At 71.4% G+C, this 18,160-nt stretch carries 19 protein-coding genes; 4 read left to right on the forward strand and 15 right to left on the reverse strand.

Annotation, left to right across the window (positions count from 1 at the left end; all coding sequences use genetic code 11):
- Positions 1 to 12: 12 nt before the first annotated feature.
- From G8A07_RS27300 to G8A07_RS27330, 7 genes are all read right to left on the reverse strand, one after another.
- Complete coding sequence (locus G8A07_RS27300) at positions 13 to 993, reverse strand: aliphatic sulfonate ABC transporter substrate-binding protein (protein ID WP_195795038.1); 981 nt, start codon at positions 991 to 993, stop codon at positions 13 to 15.
- On the reverse strand, positions 990 to 2,381 hold the full coding sequence (locus G8A07_RS27305) for an LLM class flavin-dependent oxidoreductase (RefSeq protein ID WP_195795039.1): 1,392 nt from the start codon (positions 2,379 to 2,381) through the stop codon (positions 990 to 992). The genes G8A07_RS27300 and G8A07_RS27305 overlap by 4 nt, the downstream gene beginning before the upstream one ends.
- A complete protein-coding gene (locus tag G8A07_RS27310) occupies positions 2,378 to 3,178 on the reverse strand; it encodes a MetQ/NlpA family ABC transporter substrate-binding protein (protein WP_195795040.1) in 801 nt (266 codons plus the stop codon). Before G8A07_RS27310 ends, G8A07_RS27305 begins: the two co-directional genes overlap by 4 nt.
- Positions 3,179 to 3,209: 31 nt before the next feature.
- Positions 3,210 to 3,872 (reverse strand): methionine ABC transporter permease, encoded by a 663-nt coding sequence (locus G8A07_RS27315; RefSeq protein WP_195795041.1) that lies wholly within the window; start codon positions 3,870 to 3,872, stop codon positions 3,210 to 3,212.
- Positions 3,865 to 4,710, reverse strand: a complete 846-nt coding sequence (locus tag G8A07_RS27320; RefSeq protein ID WP_195795042.1) for a methionine ABC transporter ATP-binding protein — start codon at positions 4,708 to 4,710, stop codon at positions 3,865 to 3,867. The genes G8A07_RS27315 and G8A07_RS27320 overlap by 8 nt, the downstream gene beginning before the upstream one ends.
- Before the next feature lie 17 nt (positions 4,711 to 4,727).
- Positions 4,728 to 5,930, reverse strand: a complete 1,203-nt coding sequence (locus G8A07_RS27325) for an acyl-CoA dehydrogenase family protein (RefSeq protein ID WP_195795043.1) — start codon at positions 5,928 to 5,930, stop codon at positions 4,728 to 4,730.
- A 305-nt stretch (positions 5,931 to 6,235) separates the two neighbouring features.
- Entirely contained in the window at positions 6,236 to 7,585 is a 1,350-nt protein-coding gene (locus G8A07_RS27330; protein ID WP_195795044.1) for an O-acetylhomoserine aminocarboxypropyltransferase/cysteine synthase family protein, read from the reverse strand.
- Positions 7,586 to 7,738: 153 nt separating this feature from the next.
- Here G8A07_RS27330 and G8A07_RS27335 point away from each other — a divergent pair, with 153 nt between their 5' ends.
- On the forward strand, positions 7,739 to 8,767 hold the full coding sequence (locus G8A07_RS27335; protein ID WP_195795045.1) for an isopenicillin N synthase family oxygenase: 1,029 nt from the start codon (positions 7,739 to 7,741) through the stop codon (positions 8,765 to 8,767).
- A gap of 88 nt (positions 8,768 to 8,855) precedes the next feature.
- Here the strand turns inward: G8A07_RS27335 and G8A07_RS27340 are convergent, their stop codons facing one another.
- From G8A07_RS27340 to G8A07_RS27355, 4 genes are all read right to left on the reverse strand, one after another.
- On the reverse strand, positions 8,856 to 9,674 hold the full coding sequence (locus G8A07_RS27340) for a glycosyl transferase (RefSeq protein WP_195795046.1): 819 nt from the start codon (positions 9,672 to 9,674) through the stop codon (positions 8,856 to 8,858).
- 120 nt (positions 9,675 to 9,794) lie between these two features.
- Positions 9,795 to 10,058: a hypothetical protein gene (locus G8A07_RS27345; RefSeq protein WP_195795047.1), complete on the reverse strand. Its 264-nt coding sequence runs from the start codon at positions 10,056 to 10,058 to the stop codon at positions 9,795 to 9,797.
- A gap of 132 nt (positions 10,059 to 10,190) precedes the next feature.
- A complete protein-coding gene (locus G8A07_RS27350; protein ID WP_195795048.1) occupies positions 10,191 to 11,174 on the reverse strand; it encodes a tripartite tricarboxylate transporter substrate binding protein in 984 nt (327 codons plus the stop codon).
- A gap of 1 nt (position 11,175) precedes the next feature.
- A complete protein-coding gene (locus tag G8A07_RS27355) occupies positions 11,176 to 11,550 on the reverse strand; it encodes a VOC family protein (RefSeq protein ID WP_195795049.1) in 375 nt (124 codons plus the stop codon).
- A 212-nt stretch (positions 11,551 to 11,762) separates the two neighbouring features.
- Between G8A07_RS27355 and G8A07_RS27360 the strand changes: the two genes are divergently transcribed.
- Complete coding sequence (locus tag G8A07_RS27360; RefSeq protein ID WP_195795050.1) at positions 11,763 to 13,505, forward strand: methyl-accepting chemotaxis protein; 1,743 nt, start codon at positions 11,763 to 11,765, stop codon at positions 13,503 to 13,505.
- 14 nt (positions 13,506 to 13,519) lie between these two features.
- Here G8A07_RS27360 and dkgB read toward each other — a convergent pair whose 3' ends face one another.
- Complete coding sequence (dkgB, locus tag G8A07_RS27365; RefSeq protein WP_371816404.1) at positions 13,520 to 14,329, reverse strand: 2,5-didehydrogluconate reductase DkgB; 810 nt, start codon at positions 14,327 to 14,329, stop codon at positions 13,520 to 13,522.
- A gap of 103 nt (positions 14,330 to 14,432) precedes the next feature.
- On the opposite strand from dkgB, the gene G8A07_RS27370 reads away from it, so the two are divergent.
- Positions 14,433 to 15,341: a LysR family transcriptional regulator gene (locus G8A07_RS27370; protein ID WP_195795051.1), complete on the forward strand. Its 909-nt coding sequence runs from the start codon at positions 14,433 to 14,435 to the stop codon at positions 15,339 to 15,341.
- On the opposite strand, the gene G8A07_RS27375 is transcribed toward G8A07_RS27370, so the two are convergent.
- Both G8A07_RS27375 and G8A07_RS27380 read right to left on the reverse strand, forming a co-directional pair.
- The gene (locus G8A07_RS27375; RefSeq protein WP_195795052.1) at positions 15,338 to 15,802 is read right to left on the reverse strand and encodes a hypothetical protein; all 465 of its coding nucleotides are present in this window, start codon (positions 15,800 to 15,802) and stop codon (positions 15,338 to 15,340) included. The genes G8A07_RS27370 and G8A07_RS27375 overlap by 4 nt on opposite strands.
- Positions 15,803 to 15,895: 93 nt before the next feature.
- Positions 15,896 to 16,435, reverse strand: coding sequence for a tRNA-uridine aminocarboxypropyltransferase (locus G8A07_RS27380; RefSeq protein ID WP_195795053.1), 540 nt, complete (start codon positions 16,433 to 16,435; stop codon positions 15,896 to 15,898).
- Between the two features lie 47 nt (positions 16,436 to 16,482).
- Here G8A07_RS27380 and G8A07_RS27385 point away from each other — a divergent pair, with 47 nt between their 5' ends.
- Complete coding sequence (locus G8A07_RS27385) at positions 16,483 to 17,208, forward strand: alpha/beta hydrolase (protein ID WP_195795054.1); 726 nt, start codon at positions 16,483 to 16,485, stop codon at positions 17,206 to 17,208.
- Between the two features lie 4 nt (positions 17,209 to 17,212).
- On the opposite strand, the gene G8A07_RS27390 is transcribed toward G8A07_RS27385, so the two are convergent.
- Positions 17,213 to 18,148: an ATP-binding cassette domain-containing protein gene (locus G8A07_RS27390; RefSeq protein ID WP_195797989.1), complete on the reverse strand. Its 936-nt coding sequence runs from the start codon at positions 18,146 to 18,148 to the stop codon at positions 17,213 to 17,215.
- Positions 18,149 to 18,160: the final 12 nt, after the last annotated feature.

The following is an 18,160-nucleotide window of genomic DNA, read 5'->3' on the forward strand; positions in this document are numbered from 1 at the left end:
CCGCCGGCCGCCTCAGGCCCTGGCCAGCAGGCCCGCGGCGAAGCGGGTGTCCACCAGCTGGGTCACGGCCCGGCCCAGGTCGGTGCCGGGCTTGACCAGCTGCTCGTCCAGCAGGATGGGCGCGGCCATCTGCAGGGCCTTCACATGCTCGGCCGAGGGCAGGGGCTGGGACAGGTCGGTGCGCAGCTTCACCTGCAGCAGCGCCACCGGCAGGCTGACCTTGGCCTCCTCGGCCAGGATCTTCGCGGCCTCGCTCGGGTTGGCCTGGGTCCAGCGGCGCGCGCGTTCATAGCCGGCGATCACGCGCTGCACCAGCTGCGGATGCCTGCCGAGGAACTCCTCGCGCACATTCAGGAAGCCATAGGTGTTGAAGCCGACATTGCGGTAGAGCAGGCGCGAGCCGGCATCGAGCTCGCTGGCCGCCATATGCGGATCCAGCCCGGCCCAGGCATCGACCCGGCCCTGCTCCAGCGCCGCGCGGCCGTCGGCATGCTGCAGGGCCACATGCTCGATGTCGCCGCGCTTCAGGCCCACCGTGTGCAGCGCGCGCAGCAGGAACAGATAGGGATCGGTGCCCTTGGTGGCGGCGATCTTCCTGCCCCTCAGGTCGGCCAGGCTGCGGATGCCCGAGTCGGGCCGCACCACCAGCGCCGTCCATTCGGGACGCGAGAAGATATAGGGCGCGCGGATCGGGTTGCCATTGGCGCGCGCCAGCAGCGCGGCCAGCCCGGCGGTGGAGCCGATGTCCAGGCTGCCGGCATTCAGGTATTCCAGCGCACGGTTGCTGCCGGCGCTGAGCACCCAGCGGACGGCGATGCCATCCTTCCTCAGCTCCTCCTCCAGCCAGCCGAAGCGGCGCAGCACCAGGCTGGTCGGCGAGTAGTAGGCATAGTCCAGGCGCAGCTCCCTGGGCAGCGCCTCGGCGGCACGCCCCAGGCCGGGCAGGGCGCTGGCCAGGGCGAGGCCCAGACCTTGGCGGCGGGTGAGGCTCATGCGGCGTTCTCCAGTGGCGGTGCGTCCAGCCGCACCTTGCGGCCGGCATGGCGTTCGTTGAGACGGGAGCCGGCGCCAAACAGCTGCTGGCGCAGGGTGCCCGGCCGGTAGTCGCGGCGGTAGCGGCCGCGCTGTTGCAGCTCGGGCACGACCAGCTCCACCACGTCGCGGAAGGTTTCGTGGGCCACCGCATAGGCGAGGTTGAAGCCGTCGATGCCGGTGGCGTCCTGCCAGTCGATCAGCTGCTCGGCGATCTGGGCCGGGTCGCCGACCAGCACCGGGCCGCGCCCGCCCAGGCCGATGAACTCGGCCGCCTCGCCGACGGTCCAGCGCCGGTCCGGGTCGGCGCTGCTGAAGGAGGCCAGCGCGCTGCGGCCGGCCTGGGTGTCCAGGTATTCGATCATCGCATCGCGCGGGTAGCGCGAGAAGTCCACCCCGGTCCAGCCGGAAAGCAGGGTCAGCGCGGCCTCGATATCGATATGGGCGCGGTACTCATCGAGCTTGGCGCGCGCGGCGGCTTCGGTCTCGCCGGTGATGATCAGGGCCTGGGCATAGACCAGCACATCCTCGGCGCGGCGCCCGGCCGCCAGCGCGGACGCGCGCACGCCGTCCACATAGGCGCGCAGCACCTGCCGGCTGGGGCCGCTGACGAACACGCATTCGGCATGCCGGCCGGCGAAGGCCTTGCCGCGGCTGGAGGTGCCGGCCTGGTAGAGCACCGGCGTGCGCTGCGGCGAGGGTTCGCTCAGGTGGATGCCCGGCACGCGGTAATGGGCGCCCCGATGCCGGATCGCATGCACCTTGGCCGGATCGGTGAAGACGCGGCCGGCCTTGTCGCGCCGCAGCGCATCCTCGTCCCAGCTCAGTTCCCAGAGCTTGTAGACCACCTCCAGGTACTCGTCGGCCAGGTCGTAGCGCTCGTCATGGCCGATCTGCGCCTCCAGCCCGAGGTTGCGCGCGGCGCTGTCCAGATAGCCGGTGACGATGTTCCAGCCGATGCGGCCGCGGGTCAGATGGTCCAGGGTCGAGATCCGGCGCGCGAAGCTGTAGGGATGCTCATAGGTCAGCGCGCAGGTGACCCCGAAGCCCAGGTGCTCGGTCGCGGCCGCCATCAGCGGCACCAGGGCCAACGGGTCGCCCAGCGGCAGCTGCACGCCATGGCGCAGCGCCGCCGCGGCGCTGCCGGCATGCACGTCGTAGACCCCCAGCACATCGGCAAGGAACACGCCGTCGAAGCGCCCGCGCTCCAGCAGCCGGGCCAGGTCTTGCCAGTAGGCCGGATCGGTGTAGCGATGCGACTGGTCGCGCGGATGCGTCCACAGGCCGGGGCTTTGATGCCCCACCGTGTTCATCGCGAAGGCGTTGAACCTGATCGGCTTGAGGCTCATTGCAGGAAGCTGGGCCGGGCATAGCCCGGGAATTTCTGCTCCAGCACGGCCTTGAACTCCGGCGCGCGGAAGGCCTCGGCGATGTCGCGGGCCCAGGGCAGGTCCCTGTGCTTGCCCTGCACCGCGGCGACCAGCAGGTAATGGTCGGGCGTCTTCTCCAGCACCACCGCCTCGGTCAGCTTCAGGCCGGAGGAGATCGCGAAGTTGCCGTTGACGATCGCGTACTCGGCATCGTCCAGGGTGCGCGGCAGCTGGGCCGCCTCCAGCGGCTGCAGGCGCAGGCCCAGCGGGTTGGTGGCGATGTCCTTCTCGCTGACGCGCAGCGGGTCCAGGCCCGGCTTGATCGTCAGCAGCTTGTGCTGCTCCAGCAGCACCAGGGCGCGGGCCAGATTGCTGGGGTCGTTGGGCAGGGTGATGCGGTCGCCGGCCTTGATCTCGGCGATGCTCTTGCGCTTCTTCGAGTAGATGCCCAGCGGCGCGATCGGGCCCTGCACGATCTCGACCAGGTCCAGCTTCTGGTCGGTCTTGAACTTGTTCAGGTAGATGATGTGCTGGAAGAAGTTGGCATCCAGCGAGCCCTGGGCCAGCGCGAAATTGGGCTGCACATAGTCGTTGAACTCGACCAGCTTGAGCTTGTAGCCCTTCTTCTCCAGCAGCGGCTGGATGCCCAAGCGCAGCACCTCGATATTGGAGCCGGCGGTGGCTCCGATCACGAGTTCCTTCTTGGCCTGGGCCAGGACGGGCAGGGTGGCGGCCGCGAGGGCCAGGGCGATCAGGGAGCGTCGTGCTGTTTTCATGGGCGAGTCTGGTGGGAAGGGAATGGAGGGGTCAGCGCTTGTCGAGCCGCCGCGCCGCCGTGTTGCCGACGAACTGGATGATCTGCACCAGCGCGATCAGCACCGCGACGGTCAGGACCATCACGTCGGTCTGGAAGCGGTAATAGCCGTAGCGGATCGCCAGGTCGCCGATGCCGCCGCCGCCGACCACGCCGGCCACCGCCGAATAGGACAGGAAGCTGATCGCCAGCACCGTCAGCGCACTGACCAGGCCGGCGCGCGCCTCGCGCACCAGCACCCGCCAGACGATCTGCAGCTCGGAAGCGCCCATCGCATGGGCCGCCTCGATCACGCCGCGCGGCACCTCGCGGATGCATTGCTCGACCAGGCGCGCGAAATAGGGAATCGCCGCGAAGGACAGCGGCACCGCCGCGGCCAGCGGGCCGATCGAGGTGCCGGCGATCACGCGGGTGAAGGGCACCAGCGCGACCAGCAGGATGATGAAGGGGAAGCTGCGCACCGTGTTGACCAGCCAGTTCAGCACGCGATAGGCGGCCGGCCGGTCCAGCGACTGGCCCGGGCTCAAGAGGAACAGCAGCACGCCCAGCGGGCCGCCGAAGATGATGGCGGCCGAGAGGCCGATGGCCAGCATCAGCGCGGTCTGGCCGAAGGCGACCCACAGCTCGGGCAGGATCGCGACGATGCTCTCAGGCATGCAGGGCCTCCTGTTGCTCGCGTTCGGCCTGCTGCTGCAGCTGGGCCAGGCGCTGCAGCGCCGCCAGCTCGCGCGCCAGCGCGCTGCGGCCCTTGGTGGCGGCCTCCGCGACCGCGAACTGCTCGGCGATGCGGCCGTCCTCGATCACCGCGACATGGCGGCACAGCTGCTGCACCACCGCCAGCTCATGCGTGACGATCACCAGGGTCACGCCCAGGCTGCGGTTGATGTCGGCCAGGGTGGCCAGCAGCTCGCGCGTGGTCTCGGCGTCCAGCGCCGATGTCGGCTCGTCGCACAGCAGCACCGCCGGCCGCGGCGCCAGCGCGCGCGCGATCGCGACGCGCTGCTTCTGCCCGCCGCTGAGCTGGGCCGGATAGCTGCCGGCCTTGTCGGCCAGGCCCACCAGGGCCAGGCATTCGGCGACGCGGGCCTCGATCGCGGCACGGCCGATGCCGCCATGCAGACGCAGCGGGAAGGCCACGTTCTCGGCCACGGTGGCGTTCTGCAGCAGGTTGAACTGCTGGAAGATCATGCCGATCTGCTGGCGCGCCGCGCGCAGCTCGCGCTTGGACAGCGCGCTCAGCTCGCGCCCGGCCACGATCACGCGGCCGGCCTCGGGCCGCTCCAGCAGGTTGATCAGGCGCAGCAGGGTGGACTTGCCGGCGCCGCTCTTGCCGATCAGGCCGAAGATGTCGCCCTCGCGCACCTGCAGGCTGGCGTTCTTGACCGCGTCGAAGCGCCGCCCGTCGGGCAGCGCGAAGGATTTGTCCAGGTTCTCCAGCCGGATCAGCGGCGGCGCCTCGGCGGGGGTCAGGTGTTGCACCGTGGAAGAGCTCATCGTCGGATTCAGGGATTTCAGGAATAGGCGGTGGGTTCGGGGAAGCGGCCGTCGAGGCGGTGCCGGCCGAGGTCGCGCAGCTTGTAGTCCACCGGGTCGTGCAGGGTGTGGACGCGGGCATTGCGCCAGAAGCGGTCCAGGCCCAGGCGGCCCGAGGTGCTGCGCGCACCGGTCAGCTCGAACAGCTGCGAGCCGATCTCGATCGCGGCGCGATGCGCCAGCACCTTGGCCTCGGCGCCGGCGATCGCCACCTCGCCGCGCTCGTCGGCGCTCAGGGCCTCGCCGCGCGCCAGCGCCTGCTGCAGGCGCGTCACCGCGGCCGCGGCCGCCAGCTGGGCGGCGCGCACCTTCAGCCACAGGTCGCCGTAGCGCTGCTGCAGGATCGGCTCGTCGGCGGCGCGCTCGACGCCGGCGGCGAACCAGGGCCGGGACTGCTCGACCGTGTAGCGCCGCGCGGCCTCGAAGGCGCCCTCGGCCAGGCCCAGGTAGAGATGGCTCATCACCAGCTGCGCCACCTGCGAGCGCAGGGTGGCGCGCGGCGTCGGCACGCTGCCGGGCAGCTGCAGCAGCTCGGCATCGGCGAGCCAGACGTTCTCGAAACGCACGGTGCCGCTGTCGGTCTGGCACTGGCCGAAGGCGTCCCAGTCGCTCTCGACCGTCACGCCCTCGCGGCGCGTCGGCACGATGCCGATCAGGAAGCCCGCGTCGGCCGTCGTGGCCGACAGGGTCAGGCGGTCCGAGCCATAGGCGCCGGAGCAGAAGCTCTTGACGCCCTCGAGCCGCCAGCCGCCATCGACGCGCCGGGCACGCAGCCGCTGGTCGGCCGGGTTCAGCGCATTGCCCCAGAACAGGCGCTGCTCGGCGGTGTCGCTCAGGTAGCGCGTGCCATGCTGCTGCGCGGCCGGGCCGGCGTAGAGCCGCACGCCGTAGAGCTGCAGATGGTGAAAACCGAACACATGGGCCAGCGCGCTGTCGACCCGGGCGATCCGCCGCACCGCGTCGAAGAGCTCGGCGGCCTCGCCGCCCTGCCCGCCCAGCTCGCGCGGGATGCTCAGGGCCAGCAGGCCGCTGGCGCGGATCAGCTCGCGCTCGCGCGCCGCATGGCCGCCGGCGCGGTCGCGTTCGACCGCGGTCTCGGCCAGCTGTTCGATCAGGCGCTCCAGCGTGTTGGTGGCCGAGGCGCTCGGGCGGGCGGCGAGGGATTCGGAGGTCAGGCTCATCGGAAGAAACTGCGGGAGGGTGAGACGTTGGAGAAAAAGAAAGGTCCAGAACCGTGGTCGGGTGTCTCCTTCGCCATACCCCTATGACACCCCATGACAACCCGACCACGGCCTGGCCCGTCCCCATGCCGGCCTCAAGGCCGGCATGTGCTGTTGTTATTGATTCGATCGCTCCCTGATTTGCGGCTCGCTGGCTGCTTTCTTCTCCTCTTCCAGGCTCTCAGACTAAGGTCCGGCGCCGCGGGCGGCCACGAAGCAAATCGCGTTTGCTTGGGTGCCGCCTGCATAAGCTACAGGGCGCGGCCTCAGACGGCCGCCAGCGCCTGGTCCAGGTCGGCGAGCAGGTCGTCGATATGCTCGATGCCCAGCGACAGGCGCACCAGGTCCTCGCCGACGCCGGCGCGGTCCAGCTCCGCCGGCGAGAGCTGGCGGTGCGTGGTGGAGGCCGGATGGGTGGCCAGCGATTTGGCGTCGCCGATATTGACCAGACGGGTGAAGAGCTGCAGCGCGTCGAGGAAGCGCGCACCGGCCGCGCGCGCGGCCTCGCCGTCGGCGGCCTTCAGCCCGAAGGTCAGCACGCCCGAGGCCCGGCCGCCCAGGTACCGCTTCGCCAGGCCATGGTCGGGATGGTCCTCCAGGCCCGCGTAGTTGACCCAGGCGACCTTGGCATGGCCGCGCAGATGGCGGGCCGCCGCCAGCGCGTTGTCGCTGATGCGCTCGACGCGCAGCGCCACCGTCTCGATGCCCTGCAGGATCAGGAAGGCGTTGAAGGGCGAGATCGCCGCGCCGGTGTTGCGCAGCGGCACGACGCGGGCGCGCGTGATGTAGGCCGCGTCGCCGGCGGCCTCGGTGTAGACCACGCCGTGGTAGCTGACGTCCGGCTCGTTCAGGCGCTTGAAGCGCTGCTTGTGCTGGGCCCAGGGGAACTTGCCGGAGTCGATGATCGCGCCGCCGACCGCGGCGCCATGGCCGCCCAGGTATTTGGTCAGCGAATGCACGACGATGTCGGCGCCATGCTCGATCGGCCGCACCAGCACCGGGCTGGGCACGGTGTTGTCGACGATCAGCGGCACGCCATGGCGGTGCGCGATCGCGGCGATCGCGGCGATGTCGGTGATATTGCCCTGCGGGTTGCCCAGCGACTCGACGAACACCGCCTTGGTCCGTTCGTTGATCAGCGCCTCGAAGCTCTCGGGCTTGCGGTAGTCGGCGAACTGGGTCTGGATGCCGTATTGCGGCAGGGTATGGGCGAACAGGTTGTAGGTGCCGCCGTAGAGCGCGCTGGAGGCGACGATGTTGTCGCCGGCCTCGGCGATGGTCAGGATCGCGTAGGTCACCGCCGCCTGGCCCGAGGCCAGGGCCAACGCCGCGATGCCGCCCTCCAGCGCGGCCAGGCGCTGCTCCAGCACGTCCTGGGTCGGGTTGTTGATGCGGGTGTAGATCGGGCCGGTGGCCTTCAGGTCGAACAGGTCGGCACCATGCTGGGCGCTGTCGAAGGCATAGGCCACGGTCTGGTAGATCGGCACCGCGACCGCGCGCGTCGTCGGGTCGCCCGCATAGCCGGCATGCACCGAGCGGGTCTCGAAACGCCAGTCGGGGTTCAGGGTCGGGCGGCACTGGGCCTGCGGCCCTTCTTCAGCAACAACATCGCTCATGCGGCTCTCCAGTCTGGGTGATCGTGACGAGAGCCCAGGCTAGGTGCGGCGCGGCGGCGCGTGAACTGCGTTCGCCGCATAAGCAAATGCGGCATAGCAAATGCAAAAGCCTTGCTTCGCGCGCGCCGCCGGCGCGGCTATGTTGGCGCCATCATGACGACGCTCGAAGACTCCGCCCCGCTGCCGCTGCTGGACCTGCGCGACTTTGCCGACCCGGCCACCCGCGCGCCCTTCGTCGCCCGGCTGCGCGAGGCCGCCCATGGCGCCGGCTTCTTCTACCTGCGCGGCCATGGCCTGACCGAGCGCGAGCAGGCCGAGCTGCTGCGCCAGTCGCGCGCCTTCTTCGCGCTGCCGCGCGCCGTCAAGCAGGCGCTGCACATGGCGAACTCGCCGCATTTCCGCGGCTACACCGCGGCCGGCGACGAGATCACGCGCGGCGCGCGCGACTGGCGCGAGCAGCTGGACATCGGCGCCGAGCGCGCACCGCTGCCGGAGAGCGGCGCGGCCGACGCGGCCTGGCGCCGCCTGCAGGGCCCGAACCAATGGCCGGCCGAGCTGCCGACGCTGCGGCCCTGCCTGCTGGACTGGCAGCAGCGCCTGACCGAGGTCGGCCTGACCCTGCTGCGCGCGCTGGCCCTGGCGCTGGAGCAGCCCGAGGCGCGCCTGGCGGCGGCCTTCGAGGGAGCGCCGGTGCAGCACCTGAAGATCATCCGCTACCCGGGCCGCCAGCCCGGGGACTCCGACCAGGGCGTCGGCCCGCACAAGGACAGCGGCTGCCTGACCCTGCTGCTGCAGGACCGCCAGGGCGGGCTGCAGGTGCAGCGCGAGCCCGGCGCCGCCTGGTCCGAGGTGCCGCCGCTACCGGGCAGCCTGGTGGTCAATCTGGGCGAGGTGCTGGAGATCCTGTCCGACGGCTTTCTGCGCGCCACCCGGCACCGCGTCGTCAGCCCGCCGGCCGGCGTGGACCGGCTCTCGGTCGCCTTCTTCCTCGGCCCGCGCCTGGACGCGCAGCTGCCCGCCCTGCCGCTGCCACCGGCCCTGGCCGCACGCGCCCGCGGCATCGAGCAGGACCCGCTGAACCCGCTGCTGGACCATGCCGGCCGCAACTTCCTGAAGGGCCGGCTGCGCTCGCACCCGGAGGTGGCGCGGGCCTTCTATGCCGACGTCACCGCGCTAGGGTGATTTGAAGCCGGCCGCCGGGCCGCTCCCAAGGCCTGCTTACCGTCCCCTCGGGGGACCGCCCACGTACCCGTGGGCGAGGGGCTCCGCGTCACTCCGCCCAATGCTTCTGCAACCACGGCACCGGCAGCACATAACGCGTCAGGTGCTTCCAGGCGCTTTTCTCGATGCGGCGTTCGGGATGGAAGGTGTCCAGCACATGCTGCCAGCGCGAGGGGCGCTTCAGCTGGGTCTCGACCCAGCGGCCGTCGATCACCTCGCCGGGGTTCGGGCCGCCGGGGAAGGTGACGATCTTGGCGCCCTTGGGCTGCCGGGCCACGAAGAAGTAGCGCAGCGGGAAGATCGGCAGGCAGTGCAGGCGGAAATGGCGGGTCCAATGCTCGGGCCAGAGCTTGATGCCGCCCGGCACCGCCTCGGTGATGTAGTGCTGCTCGAAATGGCAGCGGTCGGCCACGCCCTGCGGGTCCTTGCGGAAGTTGGCCAGGATCTGCGGATAGCGGCCCACCGGGTAGCGGAACACCGAGGTCTGGCCCAGGCGCTGCAGCGGCTTGGCCCAGTTGCGGGCCAGGATCACGTCGTCGGGATGGCCGTATTCGAAATAGCCGTCGATGTTGTCGACGATGGCCGAGTCCAGGTCCACGAACAGCGCCGGCCCCGGCTGCAGGCCCGGCAGGGACTCGCCCCACAGCACCAGCTTGCGCCATTTGCCCATGCTGTTCTTCGGCCACTCGCAGCCCAGCTCGGGCAGCGGCTGTGCATCGACCTCGGGGCGCAGCCCGCTGGGATCGTCGGTCAGGCAGACCAGCTTGAACGGGCCGGTGATGTTGCGAGCCGCCATCGCATACATGCGGTTCACATATTCGGGCCCGAAACGCTGGCCCCATTTCACAACGACGATCTGCTTAAGCATCTTCTTCGAATCCTGTCGGGCCCTGTGCCCCGGGCAGGATTCTAGGAGCCTGGCGTCGCCAAGCGGCGGCGCGGGCCTTCCACGGGCCCGCCAGACTCAAACGCTAGTGGTTTGAGCGGCTCAGACGTCGGCCCATTGCAACAGCAGCACCAGGGCGCTGGCCTGCCAGCCCAGGCGGGCGAAGCAGGGCTTGCTGGGGCGGTGCCGCAGGGCCAGCGCCACGCCGGCGGCCAGCAGCAGCGGCAGCAGGAAGGCGGCGAGCCAGTACTCGCGGCCGGGATCCCGGCCGAACAGGGTATGGGGGTTCAGCAGCGCGATCAGCGCCAGCAGGGCAATCTGCCACGCCAGCCGGCCCGTCCGGCCGAAATCCACCGCCTTCATCATCGACTCCATCCGCTCCCGCCGGCTTCCCCGGCACCCTCACATCTTCGAAGGCGAGCATTAAACCTTTCTTAAAAAGCGCGCAGGGGCGCGATGGCTCGGTGTTTTCCCGCCGCTCCCCCGCGGCCCGGGGGGTCAGTCCAGGCCGATGCCGGCCTTCTTCACCAGCCGCGCATAGCGCTCCTGCTCGCTGCGAAAGAAGGCGGCTGCGGCCTCCGGCGAGCCCGGGTTGATCAGATTGCCCTGCTTGGCCATCGCCTCCCGGACCTCGGGCGTGGCGAAGGCGGCCAGGAAGGCGGCGTGGCAGCGCTTCACCAGGGCCGGCGGCAGCCGGGCCGGGCCGACCACCGCGAACCAGCCCTCGAGCTGGTAGTCCGGCAGGCCCTGCTCGGCCAGGGTCGGGATCTCCGGTGCGGCCGGCAGCCGGGCAGCGGAGCCGACGCCGATCGCCCGCAGTGCGCCGCTCCTCAGATGGGCCTGCACCGAGGGCAGGGCGACGATGCCCAGGTCCACCTGGCCACCGATCAGGTCCGCCAGCATCGGCGCCACGCCCTTGTAGGGAATGTGGCGCAGCGCCACGCCGGCCTCGTCGATGAACATCTCGGCGGCCAGGTGCAGGATGGTGCCGTTGCCGGAGGAGCCGTAGTTGTAGCCATCCGGCCGCGCCCTCAGCAGGGCCAGCAGCTCCTTGAGGTTCTGCGCCGGCAGCCGGCCCGGGTTGACCACCAGCACGAAGGGCGTGGCGCCGGCCACCATGATCGGCGTGATGTCGGCCAGCGGGTCGAAGGGCATGCGCTTGTAGACGCTCGGGTTGACCACATGGTTGTTCGAGACCACGCCCAGGGTCAGGCCGTCGGGCGCGGCCTTCACCAGCATCGCGGTGCCGGTCAGGCCGCCGGCGCCGGGCAGGTTTTCGATCACGACCGGCTGGCCGCCCAGCGCGCGGCCCAGGGCCGGCGTCACCGCGCGCATGATGGTGTCGACGCCCGAGCCGGCGCTGACCGGCAGGATCAGGCGCAGCGGCCGGGTTTCCGCCTCGGCCAGCGCCCGTTGCGGGCCGAGGCCCAAGCAGGCCAGCAGCGCCAGCGCGGCGCGGCGGGTTTTTGGCTGTGGGCGCATCTCAGGCCCCGGCCGGCGGCTGCACCAGCTGCAGGCCATTGCCGGCCGGATCGAACAGGGTGGCGAGCCAGCCGCCCCAGGCCTGCAGCTCCGGCTCGCCATCGAAGCGCACGCCGCCCGCGCCCAGCGCCGCATGGCTGGCCCGGATGTCCTCGACCCGGAAGGACAGGCCGGTGAAGCGCCCGACCAGGGCCTGCTCCTCGGCCGGCGCCTCGGGCGGCACCCGTTCCAGCAGCAGGTCCAGCCCGGCGCTGCGGAACAGGCAGAAGCCTTGCTGCGGCTGGTCCAGCCGCAGTTCCAGGCCGAGGGCCTGCTGGTAGAAGACGCGGGCGGGGGCCAGTTCGCGCACGAACAGGCGGACGGCGGACAGTTGCATCGGAACGCTCCGGTCGGATGGGCCAGGCCGCCATTGCATGCGCCGGCGCTGCGGCGGTCAAGCCACACCATGGGGGAAATCAGGCCCCGAAAAGCCGACTTAAATCGCAAAAAGCGCCGATCTCGGGGCCTTTACCCTGGAACCGGGTGGGCCCGCCGCACTAGTCTGTGGACCTGCCACCCCTTCTTCCCCCTCCAGACCCCATGCAAAACATGTCCACATCCCCCACTCTGGGTCGCCATAGCGTGGCCTTCCGGCTCTGGGCCTCGGTGCTCGCGGTCATCGCCGCGCTGTTCGCGGTGATCGGCTTCTCGGCCTGGCGCAGCAACCAGGTGCAGGAGCAGACCACCGCGATCGCCGCCGCGATGGATGCCAAGGTCGACGCCGCGCGCCGCTGGGCCGGGCTGACCACCGCCAATGTGGTGCGGGTGCAGGCCACGGCGGCCAGCGCCGAGCCGGTGATCGAGAGCATGTTCAAGGAGCGCCTGGCCAGCTCGATCAGCGAGATCAGCCAGGTGCAGAAGTCGATCGAGGCGATGGACCTCAGCCCGGAGGACAAGGCGCTGATGGAGCGCATCGCGGCCGAGCGCAAGACCGTGCTGGACTCGCTGGGCAAGATCCGCGGCCAGAAGGCCGCCGACCCGGCCGCCGCCGCCCAGGAACTGACGCAGCGCTTCAACCCGGCGGTGGACATCTACCTGAAGTCGCTGTCCGAGTTCGCCGACCTGCAGACCAGCAGCAAGGCCCGGCTGCTGGCCGAGCTGGCCGAGCAGCGCAAGAGCACGGTGCGCATCGCCGCGCTGCTGATCGTGATCGTCGTCGCCGGCCTGGTGGCCGGTGCGTTCTGGCTGGTGCGCTCGATCCAGCAGCCGCTGGCCCAGGCGATGGAGGTGGCCGGCCAGATCGCCGGCGGCGACCTGACGACCCGCGTCGCGGTGAACCGCCGGGACGAGTTCGGCCTGCTGCTGGGCGCGATGGACCGCATGGCCGGCCAGCTGCGCCAGGTGGTCGGCGAGGTGCGCCAGGGCATCGAATCGGTCTCCACCGCCTCCAGCGAGATCGCCACCGGCAACCATGACCTCAGCGCCCGCACCGAGCAGACGGCCTCGAGCCTGCAGCAGACCGCCAGCTCGATGGAGGAGCTGACCGCCACCGTCGGCCATTCCGCCGACACCGCGCGCCAGGCCAACCAGTTGGCCAGCTCGGCCGCCGAGGCGGCGACGCGCGGCGGCCAGGTGGTCGAGCAGGTGGTCGGCAATATGGCCCAGATCACCGAGAGCTCGCGCCGCATCGGCGACATCATCGGCACCATCGACGGCATCGCCTTCCAGACCAATATCCTGGCGCTGAACGCCGCGGTGGAAGCCGCGCGCGCCGGCGAGCAGGGCCGCGGCTTCGCGGTCGTGGCCTCCGAGGTGCGCAGCCTGGCGCAGCGCAGCGCCGAGGCGGCCAAGGAGATCAAGGGCCTGATCGGCGTCTCGGTCGAGCGGGTCGAGGCCGGCGCCCAGCTGGTCGAGCAGACCGGCTCGGCGATGAACGACATCGTGCACAGCGTCAAGCGCGTCACCGACCTGATCGGCGAGATCGCCTCGGCCGCCGGCGAGCAGCGCGACGGCATCGCCCAGGTGAACCAGGCCGTCACCCAGCTCGACCAGATGACCCAGCAGAACGCCGCGCTGGTCGAGGAATCGGCCGCCGCCGCGCAGTCGCTGCGCGAGCAGTCGGCGCGCCTGGCCGAGGCGGTCTCGGTGTTCAAGGTGGACCGGCAGGTCGTCGCCGCGGCCGCTCCCGCCACCAAGGCCTTCCGGCCCGCCGCGCCAGCGGCGAAGAAGCCTACGGCCGCTGCAGCTACCAAGCCCAAGCCGGCCGCCGCCAGGAAGGCCCCTGCGCCGACCGCCCCCGCCCCGACGCCCAAACCCGGGCCGGCGGTCACCGACGAATGGGAGTCGTTCTAATAAAGTAAGAAAGCTCAGTCCCAGGCCGGCGCCAGCCCCTCGGGGTTGACCAGGCGCCGGCCGCGGTCCAGCGCGGCGATGCGCGCCATCTCCTCGGTGCTCAGGCGCAGCTCGGCCGCGCGCAGATTGCTCTGCAGGTTCTCGCGCCGGGTCGACGAGGGGATCACCGCGTAGCCCTGCTGCAGCGCCCAGGCCAACAGCACCTGGGCCGGCGTCGCCGTGCGCGCGGCCGCGATCGCCCGCACCACCGGATCCTGCAGCGCCTCGCCATAGGCCAGGGTCATGTAGGAGCCGATGCCCACGCCCAGCTCGCGCGCGGCGGCCACCACCGCGCGGTTCTGCAGATAGGGGTGCAGCTCGACCTGGTTGGTGAACACGCGGTCCGGCCCCAGCAGGGCCACCGCCTCGCGCAGCAGCGCCACCGGGAAGTTCGAGACGCCGATGCGCGCCGTCAGGCCCTGGGCCTGCGCCTCGGCCAGGGCCTGCAGGCTCTCGGCCAGCGGCACCGCGCCATTCGGCGAGGGCCAGTGGATCAGGGTCAGCTCGACCGCCTCGCTGCGCAGCCTGGCGAGGCTGTCCTTCAGGCTCGCGATCAGCCGGTCGCCGGCCAGATGCTCGGTCCAGATCTTGGTGGTCAGGAACAGCTCGCGGCGCGGCACGCCGCTGGCGGCGATGGCCGCGCCGATCTCGGCCTCGTTGCCGTAGATCTGCGCGGTGTCGATCAGGCGGTAGCCGAGCTGCAGGCCATGGCGCACGGAATCGGTGACGGCCTGGCCCTGCAGGCGGAAGGTGCCGAGGCCCAGCGGGGGCATGGTGTTCATCATGGACGGGGGAGGTTGGCGGTTGCGATGCCGGCATGATGGTCCGATCCATCCCGCCGAAAAACCGCGTCGGCCGCAGAAGATTCTTGACTAGACTTCAAGAATCATGAAGACGACGCTCGACGAACTGCTGGCCTTCGTCACCGTGGTGGACAGCGGCTCCATCACGGCCGCCGCCGAGCGCCTGGAGCAGACCGTCTCCGGCCTGAGCCGGGCGCTGGCGCGGCTGGAGGACAAGCTGGGCACCAGCCTCCTGAACCGCACCACGCGGCGCCTGGCGCTGACCGAGGAGGGCCAGCTGTTCCTGGCCCGCGCGCGCCGCATCCTCGACGCGGTGGAGGAGGCCGAGGAGCAGCTGGCCGCGCGCCGCCAGCGCCCGGCCGGGCGGCTGCGCGTCAACGCCGCGACGCCCTTCATGCTGCATGTGCTGCTGCCGATGCTGGACGGGCTGCGCGGCCGCTATCCCGAGCTGGAGCTGGTGCTGGACAGCGACGAGCTGAACATCGACCTCTTGGAGCAGCGCACCGACGTGGCCTTCCGCATCGGCGCGCTGCGCGATTCCACCCTGCATGCGCGGCCGCTGGGCAGCAGCCGCATCCGCGTGCTGGCCAGCCCGGCCTATCTGAAGGCGCATGGCCGGCCGCGCAGCGTGGCCGAGCTGGCCTCCGGCCACAGCCTGCTGGGCTTCAGCCATCTGGACGCGCTGAACGACTGGCCGCTGCGCCATGCCCAGGGCGACAGCCTGCACATCACGCCCGGCCTGCTGGCCTCCAACGGCGAGACCCTGCGCCAGCTGGCCCTGGCCGGTCAGGGCATCGCCTGTCTGTCGGATTTCATGACCGAGGCCGACCGACGGCGCGGCGACCTGGTGCAGCTGCTGGTGAGGGACACGGTCGAGGTGCTGCAGCCGATCAACGCGGTCTACTACCGCAACACCCAGCTGGCCGCGCGCATCGCCTGCTTTCTCGACCATGTGGCCGAGCAGATCGCGGCGAGCGGCTGGGTGCAGCGCTAGGCGGTGATCACGACCCGCTTGGCCAGCGAGCCCGCGGTCACGACGCCGGCCAGCGCGGCGAAGCTGTTCAGCAGGCCCCACAGCGGCGGCACCAGCGAGGACAGCAGCAGGGCCGCCAGCGGCACGCTGTACTGCGGGCCTTCGGCCGCGACCACCACGCCGTAGAACAGCCAGCCGATCCAGGCCAGGGCCATGCCGCCCAAGCACCAGGCGGTGGTCGGGCGGCGGCCGCGCCGGTAGGGGCGCACGGTGACATAGCTCCAGCCCAGCGCCAGCAGGAACACCGGCAGCGCATAGGTCAGCGCCTCACCGAACAGCCGGCCCAGGCTGCCATGGCTGCCAAACAGGTAGAGGAAGTCGCGCGGGCCGAGCAGTTCGGCCATATGGCCGCTGAGCAGCATCGCGGCGCTGTAGAGGGCCGCACCGGAGAAGAAGGCGCCGATGCGCCGCGAGTGCATCATGGTGTTGACCTAGGGGTGGGAAGGGGTTTGTCCCATTCTCCGGCGACAGTCTGCGCTTGTGCGCAAGCCCTACCCCCATGTTGAGGGGCGGGATCACCCCCGATTCCGGTGCCGCGCCAGGCGCGCCATCAGGCCCTCGAAGGCCGCCCACAGCGGCCCGTAGTCGGTCCCGTCCAGCTGCTGCAGCGCCAGCGCCGCCGCCTCCAGGGTCGACAACTGCTCGGGCTTTTGCGCCTTGCGCACCGCGTAGCGCGAGGCCGGCGGCTCGGCCCAGGACAGGCGCGGCAGCGCCCGCAGCGCCGGGTTCAGCGCCAGCATCTTGCGACTCTTGCGCCAGGTGCCGTCCAGCACCACCAGGCGGCGCGGCGGCTCGTCCGGCCAGGGCGCGCCGCCCTCGCCGGGATAGAGCAGCACCGCGCCCGCCAGCGCGGCCGCCTCGTCGAAGCGCTCGCCGACCCGCAGCTCGCTGCGCGCCAGGCACAGTTGCAGCAGCCGCGCGGTGTTCTTGGCCTGATGTTCCTCCAGCGGGTGCTGCAGGATCAGCAGCCCGGTGCGGTTCTCGACCGGGCGCACCAGATCGCACAGGCAGGTGCTCAGGGGGTGCAGGCAGCGGGGACAGCGGGGGCGCGACATGGGGCCGCGATCTTGGCATGGATGGCGCCTCCGTATGATGCGCGGCCATGCCCGAACTCGCGACGATCCAGCCCTTCGACATCCCCTATCGCCACCTGCGCCTGATCGGCGACCGCTGGCAACCCGCAGCGCCGGCGCGCGGCGAGGTGCTGGTGCTGCATGGCGGCGGCAACTCCAGCGGCGCCGGCTTCGAGCCGCTGCGGCGCCACCTGGCGACCCAGGGCTTCGCCAGCGCCGCCTTCGATTTCATCGGCCATGGCCGCACCGGCGGCGCGCTGGCCGATTCCAGCCTGTCCGACCGCGCGGCCCAGGTGCTGGCGGTGCAGGACGCGCTGGCGCTCGACGCCGCCCAGCTGACCCTGATCGGCTTCAGCATGGGCGCCTATGTCGCGACCCGGGTCGTGGCCCTGCGCCCACCGGCGGGCCTGGGCCTGGCGATCCCGGCGGCCTACACGCCCGGCGCCTGGACCCTGCCCTTCGGCCCGCGCTTTGCCGATTGCATCCGCCGGCCACACAGCTGGGCCGATACCGACGCCTTCGAGATCCTGTCGGCCTACCGCGGCCGGCTGCTGGTGCTGTCGGCCGACGAGGACGCGGTGATCCCGCCGGAGATCCCGCCGCGCCTGTACGAAGCCGCCGCCGCTGCGGCCTGGCGCCGCCATCACCGCATCGCCGGTGCCGGCCACAAGCTCGACCAGCATTACGCGCAGCGGCCGGCAGACCGCGAGATCGTCTATCGCCAGTTCGCCGAACTCTGCGGCGCAGAGGCTTAAGGCCTCACCAGGCCCAGCGCAGCGCCCCGGCCGCCACCGGGTCCGCGGCGGCCGTTGCGGGCGCGGCCTCGACGTCCGGCCGCGTCAGCAGCACCCGCTCCAGCAGGCGCTGTTCCAGCGCCGCGAACTCGGGGCCATGGCGGCGCGGGCGCGGCAGGTCGACGCGCCAGTCCAGCGCGACGCCGCCGTCCTCGATCAGCAGCACGCGGTCGGCCAGCGCCAGCGCCTCGCTGACATCGTGGGTCACCAGCAGCGCGGTGAAGCCGTGGCGCTGCCACAGGCCCTCGATCAGGCCCTGCATCTCGATGCGGGTCAGCGCGTCCAGCGCGCCCAGCGGCTCGTCCAGAAGCAGGAGACGCGGCGTGTGCACCAGCGCGCGCGCCAGCGCCACCCGCTGACGCTGGCCGCCGGAGAGCCGGGCCGGCCAGTCGCCGCCACGCTCGGCCAGGCCCACCTGGGTCAGCGCGCGGGCGGCGCGTTCGCGCGCGTCGGCACGTCCGAGGAAGCCGCCGTGCCGCCCCAAGGCTTCCTCACCCCCTCGGGGGGCGGGCGCCGCTTGCGGCGACCTGGGGGCTCCATGCAGGCCCAGCGCCACGTTGTCCAGCACCCGCGCCCAGGGCAGCAGCCGCGCGTCCTGGAACATGAAGCGGGTGTCGTCGGCCGCCAGGCCCTCGATATGGCCCTCGCTGGGCGTCTCCAGCCCGGCCAGCAGGCGCAGCAGGGTGCTCTTGCCGCAACCGCTGCGACCAACGATCGCGACGAACTCGCCCGGCGCGATCCGCAGGTCCAGCGCCTTCAGCACCTGGCGCTCGCCGAAGCGCTTGGCCAGACCGCGCAGCCGCAGCGCGCCGCCGCGCCGTGCCTCGGCGGCCGGTAGGGCTGCCCGGGCCAGCGGCTCGGCGGCCGGCAGCAGCGGCGCCAGCGCGCCGGCGTTCAGCATGTCGATCTCGTG

Origin of the sequence: Roseateles sp. DAIF2, assembly GCF_015624425.1 — a bacterium.
In the GTDB taxonomy this organism is placed as follows: domain Bacteria; phylum Pseudomonadota; class Gammaproteobacteria; order Burkholderiales; family Burkholderiaceae_C; genus Kinneretia.